The following is a 22,217-nucleotide window of genomic DNA, read 5'->3' on the forward strand; positions in this document are numbered from 1 at the left end:
TTCTAGGCCTCGATCTGTCACACAGTCTCTCTGCTCTCTCGGTGGGTAAGGTGGCTATGCTACAAATGGCGCGCTTTACCTTATTCCCTTGTGCGCAAGCCTGCGAATTTCACTGGGCGTTAAGGGCATATGATCTACGAGCGCGGCGAAAGGGGCCAGCGCATCTTCTAGCGCTGCAGCCATCAAGGCTGGGACTGGAATACAACCAGCTTCACCGGCTCCCTTGACTCCGAGTGGATTGATGGGCGAAGGGGTTTCGATATGGCCTATCTCCAGATGAGGTATCTCGCTGGCGTAGGGCATAAGAAAGTCCATATAGTTTGCATTAAGTAGCTGTCCATTGTCATCGTAATCAAGATGCTCATAGAAAGAGCCGGCTATACCTTGAGCCACGCCGCCACAGATTTGTCCCTCTACAACCAAAGGGTTGACCAACTTGCCACAGTCGTGCTGTACCACATACTTTCGTATCTTGACCTGGCCTGTGCCAATATCTACTTCGATAATGGCTGCATGCACGCCACTGGCAAAGGTAGCATGTTGGGGACTAAAATATTGCGTGGCCTCCAGCCCTGGTTCTGTTCCGGCTGGCAGCGGTGGCCCTTCTGGAGCTGGCAAGATCGCAGGTAAGTCGGGAGCGTTTGCTCCATAGGCATAACGGATAGGATTCGAGGCGATCGAAAGGGCGGCCAGCGAGAGACCACGCTCGGGCGAACCTTGAATGCACACACGACCCTCAACCAGCTCTAGATCTTCTGGAGCCGCCTCTAATAAGGAAGCCGCCAGATTAATCGCCTTCTTTTTAATTGCTCTGGCGGCGAGCCCGATGGCGTTGCCTGCTACAACCATGGCTCGGCTGGCATAGGTACCCGTGCCCCAGTGAAAGCGCCGAGTATCGCCAGTCGTAATGTGGACCTTTTCTATGTCTACATTCAGTTCCTGAGCCACAATCTGGGCGAAAGTGGTTTCATGTCCCTGACCCTGGGTTGAAACTCCTGTAGCCACGTAGATCTCACCAAGAGTATCGATAGCAATATGGGCTCCCTCATAGGGGCCGATGCCGGTTCCCTCTACATAGCAGCCGATGCCAATCCCCAGATAGCGATCTTGGGCACGGGCACGATATTGCTCCTCACGGAACTGCTCGTAACCTATCATCTGTAATGCTTGTTCCAGACCTGCTGGATAGTTTCCGCTATCGTAGCGGGTAGGGAGCCCATCCTGAAAAACCAGGCCAACGTCATAGGGGAATTCGTCGGGTTGGATAAAGTTGCGCCTGCGGATCTCGGCTCGATCTAGCCCTAGCTGATCGGCAGCATAGTCTATTATGCGTTCCATTGCAAAGACGCCATGAGGGCGTCCAGCGCCACGGTACGGGCTCACAGGTGTGCGGTTGGTATAGACAACCGTGGCCTCAGAATAGTAAGCAGGTAGTTTATAAGGCCCTGGCAGCTGGCAAGCCGTAATCTGAGGGACGATGATGCCGTAAGGACAATACGCGCCAGTATCGTGGAGGAAAATATCGCGTAAGCCAAGAATATGCCCCTCTGTATCCATCGCAACCTCGATATCATGGACTTGACCACGCTCATGATTGGAGGCTACCATATGCTCAAGGCGGTCTTCGACCCATTTGACCGGGCGCTTTAAACGAATCGCTGCCAGCGGAACCAGAACCTCCTCAGGATAGAAGAGCATAATTTTGACCCCGAAGCCGCCACCCAGATCAGGAGCGCTAACCTGCACTTTGTCTCGGGGAAGACCAAAGAGCACGGCAAGTCCATTGCGGATGGAGATCGGCCCTTGCGTGCTATCCCAAACGCTCAGCGCTTGCTCAAAGGCATCAAAGCGTGCAAGTACTCCCCGGCCTTCTATGGGTTGACTTGCGCTTCTCTCAAGCTGTACCTGGCGCCGAAATACATGGGCAGCTTGAGCGAAGGCAGTATCTATATCGCCTACCTGCTGAATCAGGTGGGCGGCAATATTTGTGGGCGCATCTGCATGAATACGTGGCGCCTGGGCGCTAGTAGCCTCGGCCAGGTGGGCGGGACTCACGACTGGTAGAGGCTCATAGTCAACTTCGATCAACTCTAATGCGTCCTCAGCGATGTAGCGATTCTGGGCCACAACCATAGCAACAGCTTCACCAACATAGCGAACCGTGTCTTTCGCTAGCGCATATTGTGTGTGCGGGTGCGTTAAGGCCGGGTGAGGGATTAAGAGTGGCAAAGGCTCGGCAATCGGTCCGAGATCTTTGTAGGTGAAGACGGCCATAACGCCTTCGAGTCCCTCTGCTTCAGCTGTATCGATAGCGTTTATGTGAGCATGGGCATAGGGACTGCGCAATATGGCAGCATGGAGCATATCGGGCAGCTCTATGTCATCAATATAGGTAGCTGAGCCGGTGAGAAAGCGTTGATCCTCTTTACGCCGGAGAGGAGCACCGAATACCTGTCCAGTCATGCCTCGGCCTTCTCTCCAGCACTCTGTGCAGCCCTGGCTTCCAAAAGCACATGGCGCACTGCAGCTATAATACCTTGATAGCCTGTACAGCGGCAAAGATTTCCGGCAAGAGCCTCGCGCAAGGCTTCATCGCTGATATCAGGATCAGGATGATCTTGCAAAAATGCGTAGATGGCCATCAGAAAACCCGGAGTGCAGAAACCACACTGCAGCCCATGATACTGGTGGAAGGCTTGCTGCAAGGGATGCAAGCTACCATCTGGCTTTGCTAGGCCCTCAACCGTAAGAATATCTGCTCCATCGACCTGTACGGCCAGCATAAGGCAGGAGCGAACGGGTGCACCGTTGAACAGAATAGTGCATGCTCCACAGACTCCATGTTCGCAACCGACGTGCGTGCCCGTCAGATGGAGCTCGTGGCGTAAGAAGTCGCTCAAGAGCCAGCGCGTTTCAACCTGGATTGTATGCAGAACGCCATTGACATTTACACGAATGTGGCGTTTTTCCTGCGGCGATATACTGCTTTGGCTCATCTGTTACCCTCCTGACGGGCTCTCTCTACGGCGAGACGTAAGGTGCGCTCAACCAGCACACCGGCGACGCTGCGCCGATACTCTGTGCTGGCGTGAAGGTCAGTATCTGGCGCAAGGTGGATGCTGACCTCGCGAGCGGCTGCCGCGAACAAAGCCTCAGATGGTCGTTCTTCGCGCAGAAGAGTTTCTGCTTGTTGAGCGTGTATGGGGGTGGGCGCAACTCCTGTCAGGGCCAGGTGGGCCGCGCTGATCGTACCATTCGCGCGCAAAGTAATCTGGGCGGCCACCCCTACCAGGGCAAAGTCGCCATGGCGTCGACTGACTTCGAGAAAGGCTGAGCCCGAGCGGGGAGGCAGAGCAGGGAGCCAGACCTCTGTTAACAACTCTTTTGGCTGAAGCGCTGTTTGGAGCTGGTCAAGAAAGAAATCCCTGGCCTCAATCCTGCGCCTGCCTGAGCTGAATTCGACCTGAACCGAGCCCTGCAAGGCCAGTAGAACGGCTGGCAGCTCTGCGGCTGGATCAGCATGTGCCAGGGAGCCTCCTAATGTGCCTCGTGAGCGGATAGGGGCATGGCCAATGAAAGGGATTGCTTCTGCTACTAGTGGGCAAAGACGACGTACGAGCGGGGACCGTTCGAGATCGCGCTGGCGTGTGAGCGCACCAATAACTAGTCCGCCCTCTGCTTCATGAATATAAGCCAGGTCCGCTACGCGATTAATATCGATAAGATGGCCCGGTTGAGACAGGCGCATATTGAGGAGCGGGATTAGGCTCTGGCCACCGGCCAGCACTTTGGCATCATCTGCATAGATATCAAGTAATGTAAAAACATCTTGACGTGTTGCCGGGTCATGATAGGCAAAACGGGGCGGTTTCATATGCTATCTCCCCTCGCCTTCTTCGTCCTTATAACTAACTACTCTGTGAGCAGGGCTGGTATGGATGCTGGCCTTAGCAAACTGGTCGGATTGCCCACGTTTGCCCTGCTACATGTCCAAACATAGCGTGACCGCTGATGACCTGTTAAAGGAAAGAAAAGCTTATCTCTCCCCTTCTTCAGTCACATAGGCTACGATGCGACAGAATGCAGCCTCGCCACCTTTGAAGCGCCAGGGATAGCATCCAATCCACACCCTTTGATCGAGCACCTGATCAATTTCTCCCCCCACATTTTCTGCATGGAAAACCAGGTGAGGAAAGAGATAATAGTGCATGACCTGGTAATCGGGAGTGGGGAAGATCTCGCTTAATGATTTGCCCAGTACGCGCTCAGCTTCCGCCGCCAGATCGGGTCGTAGCGAACGTATAACCGTATTCATGGGGTGATCCATTGAGCCGGCATCCACAGCCAGCCAGGAGATGCCGCGTTCAAGCACCCAATCTGCGAACTCGCGTGTAGGGCCTGGATGTTTGATAAAATAGCGTGTCTCATCAGGTTGGCTTTCGCCCGCCCAATTGCTGGGATAATATTTATGATAGCCGGTATGGACAAAGAGAATATCGCCGCGCTCGATGCGGATGCCTGTCCGGCGTTCCCAATCTTCGAAATGTTGAGGCGTGTAGATTCCATAATCGCCGATGCCCAGCTTTTCAAGATCGACAATGACGGCCGGGCCAAAGAGTTTGTTGATGGGAATGCTGCCAATGTCCTGCCCGTTTGTGATGAAATGGAGCGGTGCGTCGAGATGAGTACCTACATGAAGTGTCGAAGCTATATGCTGGCCGCCTACTTTATCAAAGGCTACCCGCTTGATCCATTTAATCGTTGGTCCATCGTAGGTTGCGAAGCCCGGCGTATGTATGTCCCAGTCCTGAGAGAGATCAAGGACGCGTACATTGCGTAAATCAATCGGATGTACCATGCGAGAGCTTCCCTTCTTATGCGCTATATCAGTTAAAGACTGGTGCCAGGTAAGAAAGCTATGCTGAGCTGGAAAGCTGCCAGGTGAGATCGACGGTCCCTATGTTTTCCCTCCAGATGAGCAGAAGTAATTGGCAACTTGTGCTAAATGCCAGATCAGCAATGTGTTTGGAATAGAACTGATCTGAACGGGATGGTGCAATTATAACGAAGGAATATTCAAAATCGCAATGGGCAAAATTGCTGACAAATATGGTAATATTTTGGCAAATATTGCTAAGGGAGAGGCCATGGCTACTTCTCTGGTTGCGTTGGACTATAGCAGACCTGTGCAGGCTTTTTTCGAGCAAGAGCCGCAATTTGGCTCGATTCATAGCGTTTTTTCGCGGGCGGTCAATCTAAGCCTTAACAAAACGCTGATAGCTGTGCTCAGCTCAGAGCTTCAGCAAATGCCTAATGGGTTGCGTCTTTCAACGTATGAGGCAAAGCAACTTTTTGCGCGCCTGCGACCTGGGGAGAGCATTATACTTGGAAAAGGGGCTCTCTCCATTCCAGCTTATGAGCTTTTGCTTGTCCTTCCCACAAGACCTGCCTGGGAGCCGCGCCCGGCTATCGAAACCTGCAACTGGTCGCGAGATACTGTGAGACAACATGTGCGCAGTTTGGTTAGCTATCTGGCTGAGCGGGTTTTCCAGGAAGGCTTGCTCTCCTCTGTGCTTAGTATGTTCAGCGGGAGGGTAAGACCGCGAAGCTCTTTAGCGCAGCTCGCATTTTTCCTATTACACGAGCTCATGCAAGCTTGTTGGCAACAAGATAGTGTTCTTCTCACAGAAGCCGTGCAAGGTCTGGCCGGTCTTGGTCCGGGTCTCACTCCCTCCGGAGATGACTTACTTGGCGGTTTTGCTGCCGTCATGGCTTTACTTAGCCAAGAACTGAGCAGAGATAGCTGCTCGCGCGCATCTCTTGCTGAAACCATAGCCACAACAGCTCAGGGCCGTACTACCAGCTTAAGCTGTACCTTATTGACCCATGCAGCGCGTGGAGAAGTCGCTGAGCATGTAGGAACGCTGCTCCTGGCACTCTCTGAGCCTATAACTAATTTTTCTCGGGTGCTACAAACGGCTCAGCGCTTGCAGGCCTTTGGCGCAACCTCGGGCAGTGATACATTGGCCGGAGTGTTATTGGGCTTGCGAACTTTGGAAGGAGGCGATAATGACTTTTACCGTGAGGGATGCCCTTAGAACGGGCAGATTAAGTGAGGCGCATATCCGAGCTGGGGCAGATGGACTGGGGCGTATCGTTTCCTCGGTAAACGTCATGGAAGTACCGGATATATTGGCCTGGATCAAGCCGCACGAGCTCTTGCTCACCACCCTGTATCCTCTGCGCGATGATCCCGCTTCATTGGGCTCTTTTGTCTTAGAACTGGCGCAGCGCGAACTGGCGGGTATTGTGGTGAAAACAGGACGCTATTTTGAGGCTATTCCACAAGAGATGTGTAGCGCTGCCGAACGTTGCAAACTGCCACTTATAGAACTGCGCTCAGAAGTCTCCTTCGATGAAATCATTACCGAACTGCTCAGTAGTATACTGAGCGTACAAACGCAACGCCTGCAGCACTCAGAGGAAGTGCATCGGCGTTTTACGGCGATTGTCTTGGCAGGTGGAGGTTTACAGCATATTGCCGATAATCTGGCCCTGCTGATTGGCAATCCAGTGGCAATTATTGCCCCGGATCGCCGTATCCTGGCCCTGGCCGCTGCCGATGACGCCTCTAAGGATACGCTCAACGCTTTTGTGCGTGTGCGGGTCGGGGTGCGCTACTTGCACATAGATACTTCCATGTGCCAGGGAATTACGGAAAGCACGGTGAGCAAGTTTCGCTGTAATCTACAGGCGAAAGAGAAGCACTTTATAGGTTTTGCCTGCGCTATTCGCGTGGGCGCTCATAACTATGGCAGCATCGTTACGCTGGAGACAAATCGACAATTTGATTACGATGAGGATGCGATTGCCATGGAACATGCGGCGACGGTATCTGCGCTGGCAGTTACGAAAGAGCAGGCGATTGTCGCCGTTGAACGTAAATTTCAATCTGACTTCCTTGACGATTTGTTGGCGGGGCGGATTCTCTCCATGGAGACGGTTATTTCGCGCGCGCAAACGCTAGACTGGCGGCTGGATCGTCCTGGAATAGTCTATGTTGTCGAAGTTCGCGGCGATGATCTCGTGAGCCCGGCCTCTGGCTGGCAGGCAGTATATCGACCAGATACAGCCAGCTCTCTGCTCTTAGAGAGCGCTCGTGCCGCCGCTAAACATGTTGACTCAGAGGCAATTGTTGTAGAGAAAAGTGGGCAGCTCATCTTCATCCTTGGCGCTGCTCCTGCTCGCGTAGGTTACAAGGGAGCCAGGTTGAAGGCGAGCTTCAAGAACGATATCGATGTAGGGCAGCACTTACTCAGAAATCTGCGCTTCTTGCAGCGAGACCGTCAATTCGTCATGGGTATAGGACGGCCATGTGAAGATGCGCTCCATCTTCATCGCAGCTATCGAGAAGCTCAACAGGCTCTTGCTATCGGAAGTCAGCTCCAGGGCTCTGGCACTGTAATCCATTTTAATGACCTGGGTTTCCAACGCATCTTATCCCAGTTTGAGAACCCGGCCGAACTGCAAGCCTTTGCTGAAGAGCTTTTGGGAACGCTGATTGAGTACGATACACATCACGATGCAGATTTGCTCTATACGCTGGAAGTGTTGTTAAACAGCAATCTCAACATGGCAGTGGCAGCGCGCCGCTTGCATTTGCACTATAACAGTCTGCGTTATCGTCTGCAGAAGATAGAAGAATTAACCGGACCGTTCATGGATGACGCTCAGCAGCGTATGAATCTAGAATTAGCCTTACAGATACGTAAGGCGAACCGCGAATAAAGGCGAGTAATTCGGGGACATGCTAACTTGTTAGTTGAAATCTATCAAAAAAGCTAAGATATCCTGACACATTTTGCTAAAGACAGAGCTTCTCTGTATATGGCATACTGGATGATACCCGATAGATGACCCCCAAACAGTGTGGCAATTGGAGGCTCGCCATGGCCTTACAGGCGTTACTCAAGCGGAATACCTATTATGATTCAATCACCCTCATGTCCTTAGCCCAGTCCCTCAAACAGTTGTCAGGAGTAGAAGATGTGGGAGCTATAATGGCTACCGAAGCAAACTATGCCCTGCTCCAGGCCTCTGCCTTATTTCCCTCTACATTCCTGCACGAACAGAAAGAGCTACCCGGCCCTGATGATTTGCTCCTCGTCGTCAAAGCTGTGGATGAGGCATGTGCGCAACAAGCCTTGCGCATGGCCGAAGAACGCTTAAGCTCTGCCAGACATGCTGTCCAGCACAGCCATCAGCCACGGCCAGCCCGCTCGCTGGAAACAGCCTTGCGGCGTGGAGAAACTGCCAATCTTGCAGTAATTTCGGTCGCCGGTGAGCATGCCTGGTTGGAAGCTGAGCAAGCTTTGCGGCAAGGCTTGCATGTTTTTCTCTTTAGCGATAATGTCTCTGTGGAGCAGGAGAAATACTTAAAAACGCTGGCCCTTGAAAAGAGCTTGCTCATGATGGGACCAGATTGTGGAACTGCACTTATCAACGGAGTTGGGTTAGGCTTCTGCAATGTAGTTCCTCGCGGATCAATTGGTATTGTAGGCGCTTCTGGTACAGGCATGCAGCAATTGATGTGTTTGATTGCGGCAGCCGGCTTGGGGATCTCACAGGCTATTGGCACGGGAGGACGTGATCTCTCCGAAGCTATTGGCGGCATGATGATGCGCTGCGGATTAGCCTTGCTGGCAAATGATCCTCATACAGAGGTCATACTCCTCGTCTCCAAACCCCCGGCTGCAAGTACTGCTCGTGAGATCCTGGCCGCAGCTCAGCTTACTAAGCCTGTTGTTGCTATCTTCCAGGGCTGTGCACCTGCACAATTCGCTGAGCATGTGGGCAAGGTCCATCTTGTACGTACACTGAGCGAGGGGGCTGAACTGGCTATTGCCCTCGCAGGAGGTGATCCAGCGCAGCTATTCGGGAGGCAGGTCCTACAGAGAGACCAGGAGCGCTTGTTGGCAGAGCGCAAGGGGCTGGCCCCGTATCAGCGCTATATTCGGGCGCTTTACGCTGGTGGGACGCTTTGTGATGAGGCCATGTTGCTGCTGAGTGAGCGGATAGGCAAGATTTCCTCGAACGTTCCTCTCAAGGTTGAATGGAGTATTCCTTCTGGCCAGATATATCAGGGCCATACGGCGCTTGATCTCGGCTCTGACGAATTTACCCGCGGGCGTCCTCATCCGATGATTGATCCGAACTTGCGCCTGCGCTATCTCGCTGAAGCGGCGCAGGATCGAGAAACCGCAGTTATTTTGCTCGATATTCTCTTGGGGTTCTGTGCCCATCCAGATCCGGCGGCTCTCTATGCTCCGGCAATTGCTCGGATACGCAAGAGCGCGCTGGATGAGGGCCGTTCGTTACCCATCATCGTTGTGCTCTGTGGAACTGAAGATGATCCTCAGCAAGTCTCCAGGCAGCGTTATGCGTTGGAGGCAGCAGGAGCAATAGTCTATGAGAGCAATGCTGCAGCAGTAGTAGCGGCTGCGAGCCTGCTAGATTCTGAAGAGAATATGTAGCAAAAAAAGCGAATAGAGAGATACGCCATAGGCTCAAGCACCTGGTGATCGCAAAGATGGATCTGATAGAAGACTGTCTATGCTATATGCCCATTGAGAGAGAGGAAACGTTGTCATGGTCGAAAGTTCCCAGTTCTTAGAAACGCCGCTCAAAGTAATAAATATTGGTGCAAATATGTTTGCCGAAGCTCTTCGCCATCAGAATGTTCCCGTTGTCTCTCTAGACTGGCAGCCAGCCGCGGGCAAGAGTGATGCTGTCCTGAGCAAATTGCTTAGCGATGCGCGTATCGAGCAGGCCAATCACCAGGCTGTCCAGCGCATGATTGCCGCGCGCCCACGGCTCGTGGATGTGCGACCGGCGCGTGAAGTGATCCCAGATATGCAAACGAATGTTTTTCTACACGCCGGGCCACCAATTAGCTGGGAGCGCATGTCTGGACCCTTACGTGGGGCAGTTATTGGCGCTCTTGTGTATGAAGGAATGGCCGCAGATAGTGCACAAGCCGAGAAGGTAGCAGAGAGCGGAGAGATACGCTTTGCCCCATGTCATCATTATAACGCCGTGGGGCCGATGGCTGGCGTCATCTCAGCTTCCATGCCTGTTTTTGTCATAGATGAGCCGGTATACGGGCATCGTACATTTAGCACCCTGAATGAAGGTTTGGGCAAAGTTCTGCGTTATGGCGCTAATGACACAACAGTTATCGCAAGATTACGCTGGTTAGAGCAGATCCTGGGACCAGCGCTGTCCCGGGCAATTCGAGCTATAGGGGGAATAAATATTAAGGCTCTTACCGCTCAGGCTCTGCAAATGGGAGATGAATGTCATAATCGCAACAAAGCCGCAACGTCCCTCTTGCTGCGCGAAATTGCGGCGGCATTGATAGAGACAGGGAAATCAGTTGAGGAAACAGCCAGCGTTGTGCGGTTCATTCATGGGAATGATCATTTCTATTTAAACCTCTCGATGGCGGCCTGTAAAGCAGCAGCCTTAGCAGCGCACGATATCGAATTGAGCAGCGTAGTAACCACAATGGCGCGCAATGGAACCGATTTTGGTATTCGTGTGAGTGGATTAGGAGAGCGCTGGTATGTGGCTCCGGCACAAAAGATTACAGGATTGTATTTTAGCGGCTATGATGAGGAGGATGCCAACCCTGATATCGGCGATAGTACCATCTCAGAAACAGTGGGAATAGGAGCATTTGCCATGGCAGCCGCCCCTGCTATTGTTAAGTTTGTCGGCGGAACTCCTAGTGACGCGTTACAATATACAATAGAAATGTATGATATTACCATAGCAGAGGAGAGCCAGTATCAATTGCCAACATTAGATTTTCGCGGATCGCCTGTAGGGATCGACATACGGCAGGTAGTGCGTCAACGCATCTTGCCTATAATCAACACAGGGATTGCCCATCGTTTTCCTGGAGTAGGGCAGATAGGAGCCGGCATTGTGCATCCGCCGATGGAATGCTTTGTCAAGGCCGCACACGATCTGGCTAAAGCTCTATAAAGAAATGCCGACATCACACCTTCATGGTTATCCTGGATAGTAGAAGGGTTGGCTGATATTCACCAGCCAACCGAGCAGTAGATGAGAATAGTGTGAAGTTTCTTTTCGGGCCAGACGCTAGTGACGAAGATGTTATGAATGCAGAGCCAGAAGTACATAGTCAAATGGGCAATGGTACTTGAAGTTCAAGAGCCCTAAGAGAGTCAAATGGGCAGAAGTAGTACTGGCAGAAGCAAATTTGAGAGGACCGGGAGAGGTGTATGCCGAAGCGAATAGTTGTGGTTGACGATGATAAAGAGGTGCAAGAGATCGTAACGTTTGTCCTGAGTCGAAATGGCTTTGAGGTCGTAACGGCCTCAAATGGGCATCAGCTTCAATATTTACTCAGCTCTTCGCCTGCCATCCTGCCGGATTTAATTATCTTAGATATAATGATGCCGGGTGAAGATGGATATCGAATATGCAGCGGTTTGCGCAGTGATCCGCAAACGCAACATATTCCTGTAATGATTATAACCGGGCATGCAGAAGGTATATATGAGCGCATAAGCGTCGATTTGGGAGCGGCTCAGCATATGACGAAGCCATTTCATCCACTGGAACTGGCTGAGAAAGTCAAGGTACTTCTGGGCGAAGAATGAGAAAGAGTGCAGATAATGGGAGTATCCTGGTTCTTGTGAAAATTGAGAGACAAAATACTTGTCTCTGCGCTTAAAAGTTGGTATCATTACAAGCAAGAGCGTCCTGACGACGAGTTCAAGGAAGCAGAGCTGCTATGCCAAACAGATATGAACGTGAGATCGAAGAGATTCTGCGCAACCTGGAGCAGACGGATTCGAGGCCGGGCCGGGGACAGAAATTCGGTGAGCGGCTACGCCGGAAATCGGGTCCACGTGTGCCGCGACCCGCGCGTCGCCCAATCTCTTTACGATTTTCTACATCAGAGTGGTTACTCATCATAGCCGTTGTAGCGGCATTAATTGCCGGGGGCTACGCATATATAAGGGGTACACAGGACATCTTTACAGGCGTGCTTGCCGGTATAGGGATCGTGTGTTTAGTGTTGGTTGCACTCTCGCAATTTTTATTCCAGCCGCGACAACCAAAATCGTTTCAATACGGAAACGTCACGGTAACCCCATTGAGACGCGGACTTCTCAACCAAATCAAGACGCAATGGAATCTCTTTCTGCTCAAGATACGCTATCGGCGCAAAGCAGGTCATTAGCAGTGAGCCCGAGACGAAATTAAGATACTTGACAAGCCGCTAAAAGCATGATATAGTTCAGATACATTCAACGGGGTGTGGCGCAGTTGGTAGCGCGCATGGTTTGGGACCATGAGGTCCGCGGTTCGAGTCCGCGCACCCCGACTGTGCGGGAGTAACTCAGTGGTAGAGTTCCTGCCTTCCAAGCAGGCTGTCGCGGGTTCGAGTCCCGTCTCCCGCTCCATTTGAAGAACCGTTTCTTTGCTAGCGCTTGACAGGCTGCTTCGTAAGAAGCAAGCGGTGAGCGAACCAGGAAGAGACGGTTTTTCTGTTGTACAAAAGGTCTTGAACGGACACCTGCCTCATTTTGCAGGAAGGACCTGCCCCACGTTTTGTGGGGACCTGCCTTCGAGTGACAACAAACACCTGTCTCGGATTCTCTAAGGACCTGCCTTCGGGTGACGCATTGCCTCACGAAAAATCTTCCTGATAGCGTTCTCGCAATCTCTTCTTGCTGATTTGCTTATGCCTGTTGGGTCGGGCTCGCGCCTAAGATCATCTCTCTTTCAAAAACACAGGTTGGGATCTACAATGCATGCCAAGAGGAAGATTTCTGATGAGGCAAACGGAAGTGGCAGGGCTGTCATGTCGGCTTCAGTTGCTCATCGTAGGCTCGATCATGGGGATGGATGAGCGTGGAAAGAGGATTGTGTCTTCAAACCAGACGCGAGTTGCTGGCGCAGGTTCTGCCTCACTATCGTGGGGCCTCACCTGAGCAGAAACGTCAGTTGCTTGATGCATTTACTCAGAGGACAGGATATCATCGCAAATATGCCATGTGGTTATTGAACCATACCGAACAAGGACAGCAGGCACCTGTGCGTCCACGGCCAGGCCGGTATGGATCGGAGGTGCAGCAGGCATTGGTGCTGGCCTGGCAGGCGGCGAATCGGATCTGTACCAAGCGGCTCATGCCGTTTCTGCCCACGCTCATCGAAGCCTTGGAGCGGCATGGACATCTGCATCTAAGCGCGTCCTGCCCCGAGCAATTACTCAGCATGAGTGCAGCGACGGCAGATCGTCTGCTGTGCTCCCAGCGCGGACGAGGCCCACATGGTCTTTCGACGACACGGGCAGGAACCCTGCTCAAGCAGCAGATTCCCATCCGCACGTTCGAGCAGTGGGATGAAACGCAACCCGGTTTTCTGGAAGCTGATCTCGTCGCGCATTGTGGCTCGCAGGTCGAGGGAAGCTTTCTCTCCACCCTGACCCTCACCGATATCGCCACCGGATGGACGGAGTGCTTGCCCCTGCGCTCCAAAAGCGCCGAGACCGTCCTGGCCGCCTTGCAACAAGCGCGAGCGTGCTTTCCGTTTCCGATTCTGGGACTGGATACCGACAATGGGCATGAATTCATTAATGAGTCCCTGCTCGCCTATTGTGAAGCCGAACACATCACGTTCACGCGAGGACGTGAGGGGATCAAGAATGATCAGTGTCATATAGAGCAGAAGAATGGCGCTATCGTTCGTCAGGTGGTTGGCTATGATCGCCTGGAGGGAGAACGCGCTTACCTCCAACTGGGTGAGGTGTATCAGGCCCTGCGCCTGTACGTGAACGGGTTTCAGCCTTCCATGAAGCTGCAAGCCAAACAGTACGACGGCAGAAAAGTGCGCCGGATCTATGATGCAGCAAAAACGCCGTTACAACGGCTGCTGCTTTCAAAGGTGCTGCCTGCGTCGAAGGAGTATGAGTTGCTGCGGGTGGCCCAGGTGCTCGACCCGCTGCGGCTCTTTCATCACCTGCAAGACTTGCAGCAGGTCCTCTTGGGCTCGACGACGACCGTCTCCCCAGACGTGGATGAGACCTCTCCCGTGGCGGTCCTGCCGTTTTGCATCGAGCGGTGTCTTGCCGGGCCTCGTGCTGCCAACCCAGAGAGTGTGGAGGCGTCACGAGGCGAGGAGGTGCCCCCTGCCGGCGTCGCTGATCCTGTCTCGTCAGGCAAGCGAGAGCACGAGGCAGACCATCAGACCCTATCGGCTTGCTCCTCTCCGGTTGTCCCTTTTCAGCACATCATGGAAGAAAGCCCGTTTTCTTCTCAACCAGCCTCAGAGGAGGGGACAACACGTAGGCCTGCGACAACGAGCGGCATCGCCGCCCAGGATGCCGCCCTATCCGGCAGTGGGCAGCCATTGGCGTCTCACGCGCCTCCCGGCCTCCAACCATCTCGTCACACCCCCTCGGTTCTGACGATTGAGCAAGCGGTCTACGCGTATCTGGAGGATCAGAGAAACCGCCACCGCCGTCCCAAGACCTTGGAGTGGCATCGGAAAGCGTTGGGGTTGTTCGGGCACTATCTGCGTACTGAACACGAATGTGTCCTGCTTGACCAGGTGACGGAAGCGCAGGTGCGTGGCTGGTTGGCGTGGCTCCCTCACTTGCCTACCGTCACTGGCGCTCTTCGCTCACCCAGCACGGTGGCATCCTACGCGCGCTCGGCGCGGGCCTTTTGCCAGTGGATGGTGCGTCATGGGTATCTCTCAACCACGCCTTTTGCACACCTGCCTCTTCCCCAGATGGAAAATCGTTTGCTTCCTCCACTTGCACCAGGGGAATGGGAGCAGTTGCTGCTGGCTTGTCGGCCCCCAAAGGAAACCGGGGTGCTGGCAGAGCAGGCGACCGCGCGCAACCGTGCCATCCTCTGGGTTCTTTTTGACACGGGCATGCGTGCCACAGAGGTCTGTTCGTTGCGTTTGGGGGATGTGGACCGAGAGCAGGGGATCGTGAGCGTTCGGGGGAAAGGCGCGACGGTGCGACGGCTCGCATTGGGGCACGAAGGGCTGCGCCACCTGCTTGCCTACCTGGATGACTATCGTCTGCGTGCAGCAGGGTGCGAAGAGCAAGCAGACGAAGAGTGCCTCTTCCTCTCTGAGGCAAGCCGTCGTCCGCTTACCAAGAGCGGAATAACGCTCTTATTTGACCGGCTCAGGAAGCGCGCTGGGATCATGAGGAAGGGCGTAAGCCCCACCCTGTTGCGTGAGAGCTTTGCGATGCGGTATCTGCAAACAGGCGGCGATCTGGGCACCTTGTGGGAATTGCTAGGGCAAAAGGAAAGTGGCTCGTTCCAACACTACATGCAGATGAGTGATGAGGGGGAGGAGAAAGAGAAGCGGAAGAGGAGTTGAGGAGATGATTCGCTCTATTCAGATAGATGTCTTGAACGAATGCAGATAACGTCATCATAGATCATCTTGAGTGTGAATCGTAATTTTGCAAGGTTATGTAGACGAACTGACGCTTCTTTCCAAACTTGTCCTCAATCTCTCTTGCTTTCCTTCCTCTCTTTCAGATATACTATGAATAATACATCAATTCAAATTGATACAAATGAATTGGAGGAAATGATGGAGACCCTCCTTGTTTCTCTGCCCGATGTGCTCAAGATGGTCTCTCATGAGGTTCGTTGGAAACTGTTGCAACTCCTGGCTCACAGCGATTATCGAGTGCAGGATCTGGTTGGGAGGTTGCAGCTCCCGCAAAACCTGGTGTCGTATCATCTCAAGCAGCTTCGTCAAGGACAGCTCGTGACCGAACGGCGAAGTAGTGCTGATGAACGTTCGATCTTTTACAGTTTGGATGTGGAACACTTCCAGAGCCTGTACCTGGCTGCGGGTGAGACGCTTCACCCGGCGGTCACAGCCGCGATGGTGCCACAACGCCAGGACGAGAGCACGATGCAGGTTCCACTGCGAGTGCTCTTTCTGTGTACCGAGAACAGCGCCCGCTCACAAATGGCCGAAGCGCTCCTGCGTCACCTCAGTCATGGAACCGTCGAAGCGTTCAGTGCGGGCAGCATTCCTGCCAAACACATTCATCCGCTGGCCCGACGCTGTATGGAGGCGCACGGCATTGACATGAGTTACGCCGTTCCCAAACACTTCGAGGTGTTCCTGGGAAAGCCTTTTGATGCGATTGTGACGGTCTGTGATCGGGTCATGGAGTCCTGCCCCACGTTTCCTGGCGACCCGGAGCGCATTCACTGGAGCTTTCTTGATCCTGCCACCATAGAGGGAACAGAAGCTGAACGGCTTCGGGCCTTTGAGCAAACCTCGTTGCAATTAACTACTCGTCTTCGCCTGTTATTGACCCTGTTAGCACGAAAGAAGAAGAGCCCTCGTGAGCAGTGAAACCATCATTGAACGCTCAAGTCCGTCTCGCACTCGCTTCCCACCTGGAAGACTCCTTGAGCCGGGAACCTGGGCAGCCTATGTGGCAGAGGGGCTGGGCACCTTTGGCCTCGTCTTTGCGGGATGTGGAGCAATTATGATTGATACGCTCTCAGGAGGCCAGATCACCCATGTGGGTGTGGGCCTCGTCTTTGGCCTCATCATTACCGTGATGATCTATGCCTTTGGACACATCAGCGGAGCGCATTTCAACCCGGCAGTCACACTGGCCTTTGTTCTAGCGCGGCACTTCTCTGTCCGTCGGCTCATCAGCTATTGGATCGCACAACTGATGGGAGCAATCCTGGCCTCCGGGTGCTTACGGCTGTTGTTTGGTGATGTTGCTCATCTTGGCGCAACGTTGCCTACAGGCAGTGGAGGAGCTTGGCAATCCTTCGGCTTAGAAGCCCTGCTCACCTTTTTCCTGATGATTGTCATCATGGCGATGGCAACCGATACCCGTGCGGTCGGACAGGCGGCAGCTTTGGCGATTGGGGCGACGGTGGCGCTGGAAGCGCTTTTTGCCGGACCTATCTGTGGGGCTTCCATGAATCCTGCCCGGTCGCTGGGACCTGCACTCGTGAGTGGAACCTGGACAGCCCAATGGGTCTATCTCCTCGCGCCACTCGTGGGAGCCGTTGCCGGGGCGCTTCTCTACCGCTGGATGCGTGAAGCCGGAAAGCATTCACGCTCTCATACTGCTCAGGAGGAACCTCATGAATGAATCTGCTCATGCTGCTGCGCAGCCTTTCCGCGTGCTCTTTTTGTGTACCCACAATTCCTCCCGTTCGCAAATGGCAGAGGGGTTGCTGCGCGCACGAGGGGGTGCCGCCTACGAAGTTTTCAGTGCAGGCACCGAGCCGCGAGTGGTGCATCCATTGGCGATCAAGGCGATGCACGAGATCGGGATCGATATCAGTAGTCATCGGTCCAAGAGCCTGGAGGAGTTTCGCGACCAACCACCGATGGACCTGGTGGTGACCGTCTGTGATGAGGCCGCAGAAGCCTGTCCCTTCTTTCCCAATGCGCGTCGCCAGGTCCATTGGGGCTTCCCTGATCCGAGCCGGGTCACTGGTACAGAGGAAGAGCGCCTAGCCGCTTTTCGTCACATTCGCGACCTCATTGCGGCGAAAATCAACCACTTTCTTGCCCGCAAGCCCTCTTTATCTTACGCGCAGTTGTATGCAGCAGCCAAAGCGGAGGAGCAGCGGGCATGAGTCATCTGGTCATTGTGGGCGGCAGCGACGCAGGCATCAGTGCAGCCCTGCGCGCCAGGGAGTTGGATACGAGGGTGCAAATCACGATGATTGTCGAAGACGCGTTCCCCAACTACAGCATTTGTGGCCTGCCATTTTACCTGAGCGGAGAAGTTCCTGACTATCATCAGCTTGCCCATCGAACGCGAGAAGAGATTACAGGCGCAGGAATTGATCTATTGCTCGATCATACAGCACAAGCAATTGGGCCAGAAGCCCATCACGTCACGGTCGTTGATGGAGCTAAGCAGACGCAGCAGATCGCGTATGATCGACTCATTCTCGCAACAGGGGCGAAATCGCGGCGTCCTCTCATTGGTGGCATGGACTTGCCAGGAGTCTTCCCCTTGCATACGATGGAAAGCAGTTTCCAGATGCAGCACTATTTGCAAGCCTCTTCCCCTCGTTCAGCGCTCATTATTGGCGGGGGCTACATTGGGCTGGAAATGGCAGATGCGCTCACGCGGCGTGGCCTCTCTGTCACGCTCATCGAGCATGGGGCGTCCGTGCTCAAAACTGTTGATCCGAGCCTGGGCACACTGGTGCAGGCAGAACTCTGGCGGCAGGGTGTGGCCGTCCACACAGGTATCCAGGTACAACAGATTGCAACCCAACAGGAGCACCTGTGCGTCTCTGGCACCGGAGGGTTTGAAGCACACGCCGATATCGTGTTGGTGGCCGTCGGCGTCGAGCCACGCGCGGAGCTGGCACAAGCCATTGGGGCCGAACTTGGCACGCAGGGCGCGGTGCGCGTGAGCAGGACGATGGCAACATCCGTTCCTGATGTGTTTGCGGCGGGCGATTGTGTGGAAACGTGGCATCGTGTCTTGCAAGGTCCCACCTATCTTCCATTGGGGACCACGGCCCACAAGCAAGGCCGGATTGCGGGTGAAACGGTTGTTGGGGGCGAGCGTCTCTTCGCTGGGACGCTGGGCACGCAGGTGGTGAAAGTGTTTGACCTGGCCATTGCACGCACGGGCCTGCGTGAACACGAAGCACGAGCGGCGGGCTTTGATCCGCTCACCATCGAAGGCACCTACCTCGATCACAAGGTCTATTATCCAGGAGCGCAAACGGTGCATCTGCGCTTGACCGCAGATCGCAGAACGGGTCGCCTCCTGGGCGCTCAGATGGTAGGATCGGTGCAGACAGAAGTTGCCAAGCGCATTGACACGCTTGCCACGGCGTTGTTCCATACAATGACCGTCGAGGCGCTCTCGGATCTCGACCTCTCCTACACTCCTCCTCTAGGCAGTCCTTGGGATCTCATGCAGATGTGCGCTCAGCAGTGGAGCCAGACGAATGTACATCGTGAGCAACAAACTGAAAGGAGGGCATGAAGAACCAACCAGGTGGTAGGCGTGCCCGCACCACCACCGCTGATCGTATCCATTCCAGACGAGAGCATCGTTCATTGCTCACAGGAGGTTCTATGAACACCGCATCACGCGTTCATCGCCGAACGTGCTGGCATCACCCTAGTTTGTTCCTCTTGCTTCCCATTGTGCTCCTGCTTACTGGCTGTTCTGGCTCTACTGCCAACACCCAGACAGGGTGCCCGACAGTGACGGCACTGCGAGGAGCAGGATCAACCTTTGATGCACCGCTTTTCAACAAACTCTTCTCGGTGTATGCTGGGACACCGTGTGGCCTCTCCGTAGACTATTATGCAACGGGCAGCGGAGCGGGAATCAGCCAATTCCTTAATCAACTCGTTGATTTTGCTGCCACGGATGCACCACTCACTGACCGACAACAAGGAAGTCTCCCCAATGGGACCATCCTCCATGTGCCAGTGACACTGGGAGCTGTGGCGATCAGCTATCACCTCACTGGAGTCTCATCTCCTTTGCATCTTTCCGGGGCCGTGCTGGCCTCCATCTACCTGGGCCACGTGAAAAGCTGGGACGATCCGGCTATCGGTCACCTCAACGCAGGCGTGGTCTTGCCCCATCGTCCCATCCAGGTTGTGCATCGCTCGGATGGCAGTGGCACCACGGCCATCTTCACTCACTACCTGGCTCAGATCAGCCCGACGTGGAAACGCACGGTCGGAGACGGAACGTCGGTCGCCTTCCCGGTCGGCGTAGGGAAACAAGGCAACGGAGGCATCGCTGATGCGCTTTCGAGTACGGAAGGCTCCATTGGGTATATTGAGTTGTCCTATGTGACACGGTTGCATCTGGCGGCTGCCTCCATTGAAAACCAAGCTGGCGCGTATGTTGCCCCATCAATTGCCGGAGCACAAGCGGCGGCAGCAGGAGTCGAGACCATTCCTGCGGATCTGCGCTTCTATGTCGTGAATGCAAGAGGCGCACAGGCGTATCCCATCGCTGGGTACTCCTGGGTGCTGGTCTATCGGACTCCTGGCGATGGGGAGAAAGGGAAGGCCCTGGCGCAGCTCCTGTGGAGGATGATCCATGATGGACAGACGTATGCCGAGCCACTGGGCTATGCTCCATTGCCAGCAAGCATCGTGACCAAAGGCGAAGGGCAGATTCGCTCCATGAGGTGTGGCAGCAGTGCAATGGCTTGTTTCACCAGATAACCGTCCGCTATGCGACGTGTGAACGAGTGGGAAGCGAGCAGCGGAATGATCATCTATCGAACGCTCTCCTTTTTCCTGAACTGTCTGTGCGGCCTGCTCTTTGGTGCCAGCATCGGCCTGGTGCTGGGAGTCCTCATCGCTGGATCAGCGGAGAGCTTTTTCTGGCTCTTTTCCTGGGGAGAAACCGTGCTCATGACCATCGGAGCCGTCGTGGGGAGCGGACTAGGCATTGCTCTCGCACTGGTAGTGGATGCCGAATTACGACAGCTCTGATGGAGGAGGAGCGCGATCTTGTTCCGCCTCCGAAGAAAAGCCTCTCCCCGGATTGACAGACTCCTCCTCTTCTGCTATGCTTCTCGCATCGACATTTCCCGATATGATGAAGTGAGTAGCCGATGAGTACACTGACACCCGAACTGCAAGCATTTTTGTACGGCCTTGCCAGTGAGACGCGCCAGCACATCTTGTTTGAGGTGTTTATCGATGGGCAAGAGCATACCGTGGGACAGGTCGCCGAGCGTTCCGGCCTGGGACAATCCACCGCCTCGGAACATCTGGCCGTCTTAAAGCGTGCCGGAATCCTCATATCTCGTCGTGAAGGCAAGGAAGTCTATTATCGCCCGCAACGCGAGGGAGTCCTGGCGCGGCTTGCCCAACTGACCGATCTGCTGACCCACTGCTGTCAAGAATAGCCTCCGATCCGTAATCCATGCTCACTCATCGTTCTTTTTTTCTTTCATTTCGTCATTTCGTGAAATGTAAAAATGTTTGACAGGAGAGCACTATGTTTGAAACGCTAGTCATTGGCGCAGGGCAAGCTGGGCTTGCCGCAAGCTACTATCTTCACCGAGCAGGAGTGGATTTTGCGGTGCTGGAAGCCGGGAACACCCCAACTGGCTCCTGGTCCCAGTATTACGAGAGTTTGCAGCTTTTCTCTCCGGCACGCTATTCGTCGTTGCCTGGTCTCCCCTTTCCTGGGCCACCAGATCGCTATCCACACCGTGATGAGGTCTGTGCGTACCTACAGTCCTATGCTGATCATTTCCAGTTTCCCATCCACTTCCACCAGGAGGTGACGCACATCAAGCCGGTGGAAGCAGGCTTCCAGGTGCTCACAAGAGCAGGAGAGCCGTATCAGGCACGCACCATCATTGCTGCCACCGGCCCCTTTCGCCAACCTGCTCTCCCAGTCTTTCCCGGCCAGGACACTTTCGGCGGACAGATCCTGCACTCGGCAACCTATCGAAGCCCAGACCACTTTGCTGGACAACGGGTGCTGGTGGTGGGTGCCGGGAATTCAGCCGTGCAGATTGGGGTGGAACTGGCACAAGTGGCACAGGTGACGCTCACCAGTCGCGGTCCCATTCGCTTTCTGCCGGGGCGTCCATTGGGACGAGATGTGCATTTCTGGTTGTGGCTTCTGGGAATAGATCGGTTCCCCCTCTCGGCCTTCTGGCAACGCATAAAGAGCAACCCGGTCCTCGATACCGGACGCTATCAGTCAGCCATCGCGGCAGGCACGCCTTCCTGGCGACTCCTCTTTGAGCGCCTCACGTCAGGTGGTGTGATATGGACAGATGGCCGGGAAGAACCAGTGGACAGCATCATTCTGGCGACCGGCTATCGTTTTCAGCCTGACTATCTTACGGGCTTGGGTGCCTGGGATGCGGAGGCGCAGATCCTCCAACAGGCGGGGCGCAGCCTCACGGTACCAGGGCTTTTCTATATGGGACTCTCCTTCCAGCGCACGTATGCATCTGCTACCCTGCGTGGAGTGGGTCCCGATGCCATGCGGGTCGTTCGCCAGATCAAGCACAGACTCCAAACCATACGCCACCGTGAGTAGCACAGCCGTTTCCTATTTCGTTGCTCTTGACAACGATTCAGCAACCAACTATACTTGCCCGTAGATTGTTGCGTGAAGCAACGAA

The 22,217-nt window shown here is 54.3% G+C and carries 19 protein-coding genes and 2 tRNA genes; 17 read left to right on the forward strand and 4 right to left on the reverse strand.

Annotated features, from left to right (window positions below; all coding sequences use genetic code 11):
- Positions 1-75: 75 nt before the first annotated feature.
- From cutA to EPA93_RS45050, 4 genes are all read right to left on the reverse strand, one after another.
- Complete coding sequence (cutA, locus tag EPA93_RS45035) at positions 76-2,463, reverse strand: aerobic carbon-monoxide dehydrogenase large subunit (RefSeq protein WP_129893823.1); 2,388 nt, start codon at positions 2,461-2,463, stop codon at positions 76-78.
- Positions 2,460-2,996 carry a (2Fe-2S)-binding protein gene (locus EPA93_RS45040; RefSeq protein ID WP_129893824.1) on the reverse strand — a complete coding sequence of 179 codons (537 nt, stop codon included), beginning with the start codon at positions 2,994-2,996 and terminating at the stop codon, positions 2,460-2,462. Before EPA93_RS45040 ends, cutA begins: the two co-directional genes overlap by 4 nt.
- Positions 2,993-3,874, reverse strand: a complete 882-nt coding sequence (locus tag EPA93_RS45045; RefSeq protein WP_129893825.1) for an FAD binding domain-containing protein — start codon at positions 3,872-3,874, stop codon at positions 2,993-2,995. The genes EPA93_RS45040 and EPA93_RS45045 overlap by 4 nt, the downstream gene beginning before the upstream one ends.
- Before the next feature lie 162 nt (positions 3,875-4,036).
- Positions 4,037-4,858: a cyclase family protein gene (locus EPA93_RS45050; RefSeq protein WP_129893826.1), complete on the reverse strand. Its 822-nt coding sequence runs from the start codon at positions 4,856-4,858 to the stop codon at positions 4,037-4,039.
- A gap of 289 nt (positions 4,859-5,147) precedes the next feature.
- On the opposite strand from EPA93_RS45050, the gene EPA93_RS45055 reads away from it, so the two are divergent.
- From EPA93_RS45055 to EPA93_RS45135, 17 genes are all read left to right on the forward strand, one after another.
- A complete protein-coding gene (locus EPA93_RS45055; RefSeq protein ID WP_165423816.1) occupies positions 5,148-6,098 on the forward strand; it encodes an oxamate carbamoyltransferase subunit AllH family protein in 951 nt (316 codons plus the stop codon).
- Positions 6,070-7,788 (forward strand): PucR family transcriptional regulator, encoded by a 1,719-nt coding sequence (locus EPA93_RS45060; RefSeq protein WP_129893828.1) that lies wholly within the window; start codon positions 6,070-6,072, stop codon positions 7,786-7,788. Before EPA93_RS45055 ends, EPA93_RS45060 begins: the two co-directional genes overlap by 29 nt.
- Before the next feature lie 161 nt (positions 7,789-7,949).
- A complete protein-coding gene (fdrA, locus tag EPA93_RS45065; RefSeq protein ID WP_165423817.1) occupies positions 7,950-9,533 on the forward strand; it encodes an acyl-CoA synthetase FdrA in 1,584 nt (527 codons plus the stop codon).
- 115 nt (positions 9,534-9,648) lie between these two features.
- Entirely contained in the window at positions 9,649-11,049 is a 1,401-nt protein-coding gene (locus EPA93_RS45070; RefSeq protein ID WP_129893830.1) for a YlbE family protein, read from the forward strand.
- Positions 11,050-11,309: 260 nt separating this feature from the next.
- A complete protein-coding gene (locus EPA93_RS45075) occupies positions 11,310-11,690 on the forward strand; it encodes a response regulator (RefSeq protein WP_129893831.1) in 381 nt (126 codons plus the stop codon).
- A gap of 134 nt (positions 11,691-11,824) precedes the next feature.
- Entirely contained in the window at positions 11,825-12,277 is a 453-nt protein-coding gene (locus tag EPA93_RS45080; RefSeq protein WP_129893832.1) for a hypothetical protein, read from the forward strand.
- Between the two features lie 71 nt (positions 12,278-12,348).
- A tRNA-Pro gene (locus EPA93_RS45085) sits at positions 12,349-12,421 on the forward strand.
- Positions 12,422-12,425: 4 nt separating this feature from the next.
- Positions 12,426-12,500: transfer RNA gene (locus tag EPA93_RS45090), tRNA-Gly, on the forward strand.
- Positions 12,501-12,945: 445 nt separating this feature from the next.
- On the forward strand, positions 12,946-15,441 hold the full coding sequence (locus EPA93_RS45095) for a tyrosine-type recombinase/integrase (protein WP_129893833.1): 2,496 nt from the start codon (positions 12,946-12,948) through the stop codon (positions 15,439-15,441).
- A 216-nt stretch (positions 15,442-15,657) separates the two neighbouring features.
- A complete protein-coding gene (locus EPA93_RS45100; RefSeq protein WP_242527263.1) occupies positions 15,658-16,443 on the forward strand; it encodes a metalloregulator ArsR/SmtB family transcription factor in 786 nt (261 codons plus the stop codon).
- Complete coding sequence (locus EPA93_RS45105; RefSeq protein ID WP_129893834.1) at positions 16,433-17,206, forward strand: MIP/aquaporin family protein; 774 nt, start codon at positions 16,433-16,435, stop codon at positions 17,204-17,206. The genes EPA93_RS45100 and EPA93_RS45105 overlap by 11 nt, the downstream gene beginning before the upstream one ends.
- Positions 17,199-17,699: an arsenate reductase ArsC gene (locus EPA93_RS45110; protein WP_129893835.1), complete on the forward strand. Its 501-nt coding sequence runs from the start codon at positions 17,199-17,201 to the stop codon at positions 17,697-17,699. The genes EPA93_RS45105 and EPA93_RS45110 overlap by 8 nt, the downstream gene beginning before the upstream one ends.
- Positions 17,696-19,078 carry an FAD-dependent oxidoreductase gene (locus EPA93_RS45115; RefSeq protein ID WP_129893836.1) on the forward strand — a complete coding sequence of 461 codons (1,383 nt, stop codon included), beginning with the start codon at positions 17,696-17,698 and terminating at the stop codon, positions 19,076-19,078. Before EPA93_RS45110 ends, EPA93_RS45115 begins: the two co-directional genes overlap by 4 nt.
- Complete coding sequence (pstS, locus tag EPA93_RS45120) at positions 19,075-20,286, forward strand: phosphate ABC transporter substrate-binding protein PstS (protein ID WP_129893837.1); 1,212 nt, start codon at positions 19,075-19,077, stop codon at positions 20,284-20,286. Before EPA93_RS45115 ends, pstS begins: the two co-directional genes overlap by 4 nt.
- A gap of 9 nt (positions 20,287-20,295) precedes the next feature.
- Positions 20,296-20,559, forward strand: coding sequence for a hypothetical protein (locus tag EPA93_RS45125; protein WP_129893838.1), 264 nt, complete (start codon positions 20,296-20,298; stop codon positions 20,557-20,559).
- Positions 20,560-20,681: 122 nt separating this feature from the next.
- The gene (locus EPA93_RS45130; protein WP_129893839.1) at positions 20,682-20,978 is read left to right on the forward strand and encodes an ArsR/SmtB family transcription factor; all 297 of its coding nucleotides are present in this window, start codon (positions 20,682-20,684) and stop codon (positions 20,976-20,978) included.
- A gap of 92 nt (positions 20,979-21,070) precedes the next feature.
- Positions 21,071-22,132 carry a flavin-containing monooxygenase gene (locus tag EPA93_RS45135; protein WP_129893840.1) on the forward strand — a complete coding sequence of 354 codons (1,062 nt, stop codon included), beginning with the start codon at positions 21,071-21,073 and terminating at the stop codon, positions 22,130-22,132.
- The last annotated feature ends 85 nt before the right edge of the window (positions 22,133-22,217 follow it).

Source organism: Ktedonosporobacter rubrisoli (assembly GCF_004208415.1).
In the GTDB taxonomy this organism is placed as follows: Bacteria; Chloroflexota; Ktedonobacteria; order Ktedonobacterales; family Ktedonobacteraceae; genus Ktedonosporobacter; species Ktedonosporobacter rubrisoli.

What these genes read in the sequence shown, in the direction of transcription:
- cutA (WP_129893823.1), bottom strand. Translation starts at nt 2,463, where the DNA reads ATGACTGGACAGGTATTCGGTGCTCCTCTCCGGCGTAAAGAGGATCAA.
- EPA93_RS45040 (WP_129893824.1), bottom strand. Translation starts at nt 2,996, where the DNA reads ATGAGCCAAAGCAGTATATCGCCGCAGGAAAAACGCCACATTCGTGTA.
- EPA93_RS45045 (WP_129893825.1), bottom strand. Translation starts at nt 3,874, where the DNA reads ATGAAACCGCCCCGTTTTGCCTATCATGACCCGGCAACACGTCAAGAT.
- EPA93_RS45050 (WP_129893826.1), bottom strand. Translation starts at nt 4,858, where the DNA reads ATGGTACATCCGATTGATTTACGCAATGTACGCGTCCTTGATCTCTCT.
- EPA93_RS45055 (WP_165423816.1), top strand. Translation starts at nt 5,148, where the DNA reads ATGGCTACTTCTCTGGTTGCGTTGGACTATAGCAGACCTGTGCAGGCT.
- EPA93_RS45060 (WP_129893828.1), top strand. Translation starts at nt 6,070, where the DNA reads ATGACTTTTACCGTGAGGGATGCCCTTAGAACGGGCAGATTAAGTGAG.
- fdrA (WP_165423817.1), top strand. Translation starts at nt 7,950, where the DNA reads ATGGCCTTACAGGCGTTACTCAAGCGGAATACCTATTATGATTCAATC.
- EPA93_RS45070 (WP_129893830.1), top strand. Translation starts at nt 9,649, where the DNA reads ATGGTCGAAAGTTCCCAGTTCTTAGAAACGCCGCTCAAAGTAATAAAT.
- EPA93_RS45075 (WP_129893831.1), top strand. Translation starts at nt 11,310, where the DNA reads ATGCCGAAGCGAATAGTTGTGGTTGACGATGATAAAGAGGTGCAAGAG.
- EPA93_RS45080 (WP_129893832.1), top strand. Translation starts at nt 11,825, where the DNA reads ATGCCAAACAGATATGAACGTGAGATCGAAGAGATTCTGCGCAACCTG.
- EPA93_RS45095 (WP_129893833.1), top strand. Translation starts at nt 12,946, where the DNA reads ATGAGCGTGGAAAGAGGATTGTGTCTTCAAACCAGACGCGAGTTGCTG.
- EPA93_RS45100 (WP_242527263.1), top strand. Translation starts at nt 15,658, where the DNA reads ATGATGGAGACCCTCCTTGTTTCTCTGCCCGATGTGCTCAAGATGGTC.
- EPA93_RS45110 (WP_129893835.1), top strand. Translation starts at nt 17,199, where the DNA reads ATGAATGAATCTGCTCATGCTGCTGCGCAGCCTTTCCGCGTGCTCTTT.
- EPA93_RS45115 (WP_129893836.1), top strand. Translation starts at nt 17,696, where the DNA reads ATGAGTCATCTGGTCATTGTGGGCGGCAGCGACGCAGGCATCAGTGCA.
- pstS (WP_129893837.1), top strand. Translation starts at nt 19,075, where the DNA reads ATGAAGAACCAACCAGGTGGTAGGCGTGCCCGCACCACCACCGCTGAT.
- EPA93_RS45125 (WP_129893838.1), top strand. Translation starts at nt 20,296, where the DNA reads ATGCGACGTGTGAACGAGTGGGAAGCGAGCAGCGGAATGATCATCTAT.
- EPA93_RS45130 (WP_129893839.1), top strand. Translation starts at nt 20,682, where the DNA reads ATGAGTACACTGACACCCGAACTGCAAGCATTTTTGTACGGCCTTGCC.
- EPA93_RS45135 (WP_129893840.1), top strand. Translation starts at nt 21,071, where the DNA reads ATGTTTGAAACGCTAGTCATTGGCGCAGGGCAAGCTGGGCTTGCCGCA.